Source organism: Pseudoalteromonas sp. SG44-5, assembly GCF_014164175.1.
GTDB lineage: Bacteria > Pseudomonadota > Gammaproteobacteria > Enterobacterales > Alteromonadaceae > Pseudoalteromonas > Pseudoalteromonas nigrifaciens.
This window is the reverse complement of sequence record NZ_JACJES010000046.1, coordinates 1-4,703: the sequence shown is the minus strand read 5'-3', so window position 1 is coordinate 4,703 and position 4,703 is coordinate 1. Positions and strand designations below refer to the sequence as shown.

The 4,703-nt window shown below is 39.6% G+C and carries 5 protein-coding genes; all 5 read left to right on the top strand.

Annotation, left to right across the window (positions count from 1 at the left end; all coding sequences use genetic code 11):
- Nucleotides 1-696, top strand: a 696-nt coding sequence (locus H5079_RS18025; RefSeq protein ID WP_182684609.1) for a four-carbon acid sugar kinase family protein, incomplete at its 5' end; no start/stop codon positions are given.
- A complete protein-coding gene (locus tag H5079_RS18020) occupies nt 693-1,325 on the top strand; it encodes an aldolase (protein ID WP_182684608.1) in 633 nt (210 codons plus the stop codon). The genes H5079_RS18025 and H5079_RS18020, both read left to right, overlap by 4 nt.
- 340 nt (nt 1,326-1,665) lie before the next feature.
- On the top strand, nt 1,666-2,754 hold the full coding sequence (gene fbaA / locus H5079_RS18015; RefSeq protein WP_182684607.1) for a class II fructose-bisphosphate aldolase: 1,089 nt from the start codon (nt 1,666-1,668) through the stop codon (nt 2,752-2,754).
- Nucleotides 2,751-3,719, top strand: coding sequence for a class 1 fructose-bisphosphatase (locus tag H5079_RS18010; RefSeq protein WP_182684606.1), 969 nt, complete (start codon nt 2,751-2,753; stop codon nt 3,717-3,719). Before fbaA ends, H5079_RS18010 begins: the two co-directional genes overlap by 4 nt.
- A 753-nt stretch (nt 3,720-4,472) precedes the next feature.
- Nucleotides 4,473-4,703 (top strand): four-carbon acid sugar kinase family protein (locus H5079_RS18005; protein ID WP_220489017.1); only part of this gene is annotated, 231 nt, incomplete at its 3' end.

Sequence of the window (4,703 nt, the reverse complement as noted above, 5' to 3'; positions counted from 1 at the left end):
CAAAGTGCAGGTAAACGCTACGCTGTGGTTGATGCCTTTAATAGTGCACATTTAGCAACCCTAGGCAAAGCGGCTAAGTCGCTAAAGTTAATTACTGGCGGCTCTGGATTGGCAGCGGGCATTGCAAAAAACTGGCAGCAACAACTACAAGATCAAGGCGAAGCTAAAAAAGCGGGCTACCCAACCAAAGCAGCTACCGTCATATTATCGGGTTCGTGCTCGTTAATGACCAATAAACAAGTTGCAGCTTATAAAACCCTTGCCCCGCACTTTGCCGTAGATGTAGGAGCATGTATGAATAACGCCCACTATCTACAACAAGCATTTGATTGGGTAGTAAATAATCTTGATGGCAAATTTGCCCCTATGGTTTATGCCACGCAACCTGCTGCACAGCTAAAAGCAATTCAAGCTAAATATGGTGCACATGCATCGAGTGAAGCAGTAGAGTTATTTTTTAGCAAACTTGCTTATTTACTAAAAGAATTTGGCATACAAAATTTTATTGTTGCCGGCGGTGAAACGTCAGGCACGGTAACACAAGGCCTTGCTGTAAAAGGTTTTCATATTGGCCCTCAAATCGCCTCAGGTGTGCCTTGGGTAAAGTCTATTGATGGTTCGTTATCACTAGCACTTAAATCAGGTAATTTTGGCGATGAGTTGTTTTTTGAAAAGGCACAGGAGTTTTACTTATGACAGAACAAGATCTTAGAGAGAAAATGGTAAGCTTAGCGCTTTCTATGTTTCAGCGCGGCTACGCTACTGGTGGGGCGGGTAACCTATCTCTTAAATTACCCGACGGTAACTTTTTAGCTACGCCAACGGGCGCATCATTTGGCCGCTTAGTGGCTGATGAGCTTTCTGTTGTAGACATAAACGGTACTCTTATTTCGGGTAAGCGTGCGTCTAAAGAAGTGGCTTTTCATCTCGAAATTTATCGCAACAGTCCTGATTGTAATGCCATTGTGCATTTACACTCTACTTACCTTACTGCGCTGTCTTGCTTAGAAACGCTGGATCCTGATAATGCCATTCGCCCATTTACACCGTATTACGTAATGCGTGTTGGGCAATTACCTGTGATCCCCTATTTACGCCCAGGCGAGCCACGTATTGCTGAAGAGCTCGGTAAGCTCGCTCCTCATCATCGCGCGTTTTTGTTAGCTAATCATGGCCCAGTGATCACCGGCAGCGATATAGAAGATGCTGTAGACAATGCAGAAGAATTAGAAGAAACAGCCAAGTTAATGTTTATCCTAAATAACCACCCTGTTCGTTATTTAACACCTGCTGAAATAGCTGATCTCAAAGGCAGAGGCAAGTAGTAAGCTATTTGCAGCAAACCTCTCCGCACTTTTTAATGGTGTGAATTATCTAAAATAACTTGATAAAACACACCAAACAAAATTAAAACTGTAAATTCTTACAAGTTGAGATTTAGCTGCAAACTATTCTAACCACTGGTTTTAGCATTTACTTTAGCAAAAAAAGTTGCGCATTTTTCTACCTCTTTATTTAGCACTATACTAATTTTAACTAAAAATGCTTATACCGTTAATTAATCTATTTATATTTTAATGATCAGTAGCACGTTTTCTATCACTATTAAAAATTTCACTTATTTATAGAAACCACAATTAGCAATCTACAAAATACGGATAAACAATGAACAATTTAATTAATCTAGTCCCTGCTGGTGTTGTTAGTGGGGAGCATTTAAATACTTTATATCGTGTTGCCCGTGAAAATAACTATGCCTTTCCTGCGGTCAATGTTGTTAGCACTAACTCTATTAATGCTGCGCTAGAAGCTGCATCCTTATGTAAGTCACCTATTATTATTCAATTATCGCATGGTGGGGCGGCATTTTTTGTAGGTAAAGGGGTGCCTCTTAAAGATCACCAACCCGCAATTACTGGCGCCATTGCAGCAGCCCATTATGTGCATGCTGTGGCAAAGCATTATGGTATTCCTGTGGTACTTCATACCGATCATGCCGCTAAAAAGTTGCTACCTTGGATAGACGGCCTATTAGAGGCCGGTGAAGCGTATTTCAAACTTCATGGGAAACCGTTATTTAGCTCACACATGTTAGATTTATCTGAAGAAACGCTCACTGAAAATATTGAAACCTGTCAGCAGTACCTATCTCGTATGGCAAAAATTAATATGGGGATAGAAATTGAGCTTGGCTGTACCGGTGGTGAAGAAGATGGGGTCGATAATTCGCACCTAGACTCGTCATTACTTTACACTCAACCTGAAGATGTCGCTTATGCTTACCAACAATTAAGCCAAGTGAGTGATTGTTTTACTATTGCCGCTTCATTTGGCAATGTCCATGGAGTGTACAAACCAGGTAATGTGAAGCTGACTCCAGAAATCTTAAAAAACTCCCAAGCATTTGTGAGCGACAAATTTGGTTTGGCGCACAACTGTTTAAACTTTGTTTTTCATGGTGGCTCAGGCTCTGCAGCAACCGAAATTACTGAAGCTATTGGCTATGGGGTAATAAAAATGAACATTGATACTGATACCCAATGGGCTAGCTGGGAAGGCGTTAGTAATTACTATAAAGAAAACTCAGCCTACCTACAAAGCCAAATTGGTAACCCCGATGGTGATGATCTCCCCAATAAAAAGCACTACGATCCGCGCGTATGGCTACGCAAAGTTGAGCAATCAATGGCGCAGCGTTTAGCTATTTCATTTAAAGAGCTTAATTGCCTAAATAGGTATGAGGAAAAAGCATGAAACGGTTAATCCCATGTTTAGAGCAAGACAAAGTTGAAATTGAATTAATTTTACTAATTAAAACCATACTAACAGCCTGTAAAGAAATTTCATTTCGGGTAGGCCAGGGGGCTTTGTCTAATGTGTTGGGCTCTACCCTTGATGAAAACATTCAAGGTGAAACTCAGAAAAATCTAGATATTATTAGTAATCAGCTACTCAAAGATATGTTATTAGAAAGTGGTAAAGTCAGGACTATAGCCTCTGAAGAGGAGGACTATGTTGTTGCCGCTACAGAGAATGCACCTTATATTGTTGCCTTTGATCCACTTGACGGCTCTTCTAATATCGACATTAATGGTCAAATAGGCACTATTTTTACCATTTACCGCGCTAAAAACAATGTTGCTGCTGATAGTGAATTACAATTTTCACAAAAAGGTTCTGAACAAGTGTGTGCTGGTTATGTGTTATATGGCCCATCGACTATGCTGGCGCTTACTACGGGTGGCCCATCTCGCTTATACACCTTAGACAAAACACAAGGTTGCTACTTATTAACCACCGAAAAACTAACAATAGCGACTGATACGCAAGAGTTCTCGGTGAACATGTCTAATTTTCATCAATGGTCAGCTGGCTTTAGTGATTATATTAATGACCTGCTTTTAGGTGAAAATGGCGTGCGTGCTAAAAAGTTTAACATGCGCTGGAATGGCGCTATGGTGGGTGATATGCATCGGGTGTTATCTCGTGGTGGTATTTTCTGTTATCCCAACGATATTAACAAGCCTGAACAGCCCGCTAAGCTACGTTTATTATACGAAGCAAATCCACTGGCTATGTTAGTCGAGAACGCTAATGGCAAAGCACATACAGAGCATGAACGTATTTTAGATATACTTCCCTCTCATATTCACCAACGTGTAGCCGTTGTTATGGGCTCGACTAATGAAGTAAATAAATGTTTAACGTATTTAAAGTAACGCTAGATACCTGAGTCAGCCCTGAGCAGCTACATGTTATTGCCAAATTAAGATGGCTATGTAGCTCATCTCACTTTTTGGGCTCGGACTTAGCTTATTTTATTAAACTAATTGGCAGCATGCTGATAACTGAGCAGGTGTTAATTTTAACTATTTAAATCTGCTTTTCACTAAAGTGATGTATTTAAACTTCCTTCGTTTTTATAGTTATATAACTATAAAAACGAAACACTAAGTCACACATTATCTCAATTTCATCTCGATTTTTTATTAGCACACAGCAAAATAAAAATTAATTTCGACTCTCATTTAGTCCCATGAATAAATGTGTGAATTTATGTTTGTTATTGTTTAAGTTATAAATTCTTTATACAAAAAGCAAAAAAACATACTTTTATTTAATACTTTTCACTACAAACACATTACTAATGGGTGTTTTTTGTGAGCTAAAGTGCTTGACGACAAAATAACCTTAACATATAGTCACAATAGTTAACTAGATTTAACAACCGGTAGGTCTAGCTTCTATTAATGTGAATAAATGAATAGTCATCACGCTACTAATCATAGTTACTGACTATAGCGCTATTTTGCTAATGATTTATGTTTTGAATACCGCGTGAGCGTTCGATTACGAATTATCGTTTACTAACATCACGCTTGGTATGTTTGCCACTGCTTTGGCAAAGAAGACAGCAGTGCCGTTATAAAGGTTTTTAAAGGTATTAAGTTACCTGGTGTGGAGAAATAATTATGTTACTTGGTGTAATTGCAGACGACTTTACCGGAGCAACCGACATTGCTGGTTTCCTCGTTGAACATGGTATGCGTACGGTACAACTTAACGATGTACCTCACTGTAACACTGTGGTTGACGCGGATGCGGTTGTCGTAAGCCTTAAAACGCGTTCTTGCCCTGTAGAGCAAGCAATAGAGCAAAGCTTAGCCGCATTAAAATGGCTACAACAGCAAGGCTGTCAGCAG

Coding starts and splice junctions, on each gene's coding strand:
- H5079_RS18010 (WP_182684606.1), top strand. CDS start 2,751: ATGAAACGGTTAATCCCATGTTTAGAGCAAGACAAAGTTGAAATTGAA.
- fbaA (WP_182684607.1), top strand. CDS start 1,666: ATGAACAATTTAATTAATCTAGTCCCTGCTGGTGTTGTTAGTGGGGAG.
- H5079_RS18020 (WP_182684608.1), top strand. CDS start 693: ATGACAGAACAAGATCTTAGAGAGAAAATGGTAAGCTTAGCGCTTTCT.